3 protein-coding genes and 1 pseudogene are annotated in these 3,441 nt (G+C 34.2%); all 4 read left to right on the top strand.

Annotated elements, in window-relative coordinates:
- Positions 1-39 precede the first annotated feature (39 nt).
- Positions 40-981, top strand: a pseudogene (gene rny / locus NE054_RS07385) (ribonuclease Y); the annotation flags it as partial.
- A gap of 7 nt (positions 982-988) precedes the next feature.
- A complete protein-coding gene (locus NE054_RS07380) occupies positions 989-1,768 on the top strand; it encodes a TIGR00282 family metallophosphoesterase (protein ID WP_297890246.1) in 780 nt (259 codons plus the stop codon).
- Positions 1,758-2,774: an aldo/keto reductase gene (locus NE054_RS07375; protein ID WP_297890245.1), complete on the top strand. Its 1,017-nt coding sequence runs from the start codon at positions 1,758-1,760 to the stop codon at positions 2,772-2,774. Before NE054_RS07380 ends, NE054_RS07375 begins: the two co-directional genes overlap by 11 nt.
- A gap of 48 nt (positions 2,775-2,822) precedes the next feature.
- Positions 2,823-3,441, top strand: a 619-nt coding sequence (locus NE054_RS07370; protein ID WP_297890243.1) for a PDZ domain-containing protein, incomplete at its 3' end; no start/stop codon positions are given.

The raw sequence follows: 3,441 nt of genomic DNA, 5'->3' as shown, positions 1-3,441 counted from the left end.
GTGGGATATAGCTTTTCCTATATCGTGCATTAAACCACCTCTTACACAGTTTCTGTTGTTGACCTTCCAAGTAACGACATAAAAGGAAGAATTATAGGTAGGGAAGGAAGGAATATAAGGGCATTCGAGATGGCAACAGGTGTGGACCTTATTATAGATGATACTCCGGATATAGTGACAATATCTTCTTTTGACCCATTAAGAAGAGAGATTGCAAAAACTGCTTTAGAAAGACTTATCGCAGATGGTAGAATACATCCAGGTAGAATAGAAGAAGTAGTTGAAAAAGTAAAAGAAGAGATGGACCAACACATAAGAAAGCTTGGAGAAGAGACATGTCTTGAACTTGGATTTACGGACGTCCATCCGGAACTTTACTATTACATAGGAAAACTCAACTATAGAACATCATACACACAAAACGTTTTACTCCACACAAAAGAAGTTGCATACTTAGCCGGAATGATGGCTGCTATGCTTGGACTTGACGAAAAGATGGCAAAAAGAGGCGGTTTAATGCACGATATAGGAAAAGCTATATCCCACGAGGTAGGAGGAGCTCACTCTAAAGTTGGAGCAGAAATTGCTAAAAGATACGGAGAACCAGATTATGTTATAAATGCAATTCTTTATCACCATGGAGACGAACCTGCAAGATATCCAGAAGCTGTTTTAGTTGCCGCTGCAGATGCATTGTCTGCTGCAAGACCAGGGGCAAGAAGAGAAGTATTACAATCCTACATAAACAGACTTGAAAAAATAGAAGCAATCGTTAACTCCTTTGAAAATGTAGAAAAATCTTTTGCAATACAAGCAGGAAGGGAAGTTAGAGTTATAGTCAACGCAGAAAAACTTACAGACGAAGAAGCATACTTACTAACAAAAGAGATAGCAAAAAGAATAGAAAAAGAAGTAGAGTTTCCAGGACAGATAAAAGTTGTTACAATTAGAGAGTCAAGATTTGTAGAAGTTGCTAAGTAGGTGAAATATGAAATTTTTGGTTATAGGTGATGTTATAGGAAAAACCGGAAGGAGAGCCGTCAAAGAGGTTCTCCCTTCCTTAAAAGAAAAACTGAAAGTAGATTTTGTAGTGTTAAACGGAGAAAATTTAGCCCACGGAAGCGGAATAACCAAACCAACTTTTGACGAGGTAATATCCGCTGGAGTTGACGTAATCACATCTGGAAACCACACTTTTGATAAAAAAGAAGTCTTTGCTATCATTGATGATGAAAAACTCTTAAGACCTGCAAATCTTCCACCCTTGGCAAAAGGAAAAGGTTTTAAAACCTATCAAAAGGACGGAAAGAGTATTACAGTAATAAACCTTATGGGAAGAGTTTTCATGGGACTTCCTTTGGACTGTCCATTTAGAACTTTTGATACAATCTATCAAAATGTAAAAAATGAATCAGATTACATAATAGTTGATTTCCATGGGGAAGCAACATCTGAAAAACAAGCCTTTGGTTATTATGTAGATGGAAGAGCCACAATGGTCTTTGGGACCCATACCCACGTTCAAACAGCAGATGAGAGATTTTTACCTCAAAAAACCGCGTACATATCCGATGTAGGTTTAACTGGTCCATACGATTCTGTTATTGGTGTAAGAAAAGAGCAGATTATAGAAAAGTTTATTACAGGAATGCCTATAAAGTATGAGCCGGAAGAAGGAAAGTATATCTTCCAAGCATTATTTTTAGACACAGAAAATTATTTATTAAAAAGAATCCAAATAAAAGAAGGTGAAAGTTATGAACTATAAAACATTTTTAGATTTAACACTATCAGAGATAGGTATAGGAACATATTTGGGAAATCCAGATGAAGAAACAAACCAAAACTACAAAAACACGATAAAAAAAGGCATAGAACTTGGTGTTAACGTTGTAGATACAGCGATAAATTACAGAGATATGGAAAGTGAAAGAACGATAGGAGAAGTTATAAAAGAAGTAGGAAGAGAAAAATTAATCATCTCAACAAAAGGAGGATATTTCCCAAGAGACAAGAGACTGAACATCTTTGATATAACAAAATATCTAAAAGAGAACTTTCTTGAAAAAGGAATAATAACAAAAGAAGATATAACTCCTTACGGTAATATCATTACACCTAAATACATAGATTGGTCTTTTGAAAAAAGTTTACAAAATCTAAATACGGATTACTTAGATGTATACTTTTTACACAATCCGGAAGACCAACTTCAGATTGTAGATAAAGAAAAGTTTTACAGAAAACTATGGACAGTTTTCCGTTTATTGGAAGGTAAAGTTAATGAAGGTAAATTAAAGTACTACGGTTTAGCTACATGGAATGGATTTAGGGTTCCTGTTGAACATAAACAACATTTGAATCTTTTTGAAATTTTTAATATAGCAAAAGAAGTAGGTGGAGAAAACCATCATTTTAGATTTATACAGCTTCCATACAACCTTGCAATGACCGAAGCTTACACTTTAAAAAACCAACCTTACAATAACAAATACTACTCTACCTTGGAACTTGCTCAGCTCTTAGGCATTTATACGTATATAAGTGCACCTTTATTCCAAGGAAGAATTCTAAGACCTCTTGATGATAGAGTAAAGAAACTCTTTAAGGTTGAAAAAGATATACATGTTCCTATTCAGTTTGTAAGAAGTACTCCAGGAGTTGGCACCGTTTTGATAGGCATGAGTAAAGTTAACCATTTATTAGAAAATATCCAGATAGAAGAATACCCTAAACTTACAATAGAGGAATTCAATGGTATTTTACATAGTTAAGATTATGATATACTAAAATTTAATAAAAAAATTTTCAAAGGAGTAAACATGAAAAGTAAAGTCTCAATGGTTTTGGGTGTAATGTTAATCTTTGTAGCCGGAATGAGTTTTGGATTAAACGCAAAATCCACCAAGACAGATTACTCTGAAGATATTCAGATAATAAGAACTTATACAGACGTACTAAAACTGGTAGAAGATAACTATGTAGAACCTACAGATTCAAAAAAACTTTTATATGGTTCATTGAGAGGTCTTTTGTCATCTCTTGACCCATACTCAACATTCTTTACTCCGGAAGAGTTTAAAGAGTTTACTTCTGAAACACAAGGGGAATTTGGTGGACTTGGGATGGAAGTTACTATGGAAAACAACAAACTTTTAGTAGTATCTCCAATAGAAGATACACCGGCATACAAAGCCGGAATAAAGCCAGGAGACTGGATAGTTGAAATAGATGGAGAACCTACAGATAAAATGACTCTTTTTCAAGCTGTAAAAAAAATGAGAGGAAAACCCGGAACAAAAGTAACCCTTACTATATTTAGAAAAGGTATAGATAAACCTTTTAAGGTAGAACTAATTAGAGATATAATAAAAGTAAAAAGTGTAAAAACAAAAGAGTTTGAAAATGGAAAGATTGGATACATAAGACTTACCCAATTTC

The organism is Sulfurihydrogenibium sp. (assembly GCF_027448985.1).
GTDB lineage: Bacteria > Aquificota > Aquificia > Aquificales > Hydrogenothermaceae > Sulfurihydrogenibium.
This window is presented reverse-complemented; position numbering and strand designations above follow the sequence as displayed.

Excerpts from the sequence above, each read along its gene's own strand:
- NE054_RS07375 (WP_297890245.1), top strand. The coding sequence starts at position 1,758 with ATGAACTATAAAACATTTTTAGATTTAACACTATCAGAGATAGGTATA.
- NE054_RS07380 (WP_297890246.1), top strand. The coding sequence starts at position 989 with ATGAAATTTTTGGTTATAGGTGATGTTATAGGAAAAACCGGAAGGAGA.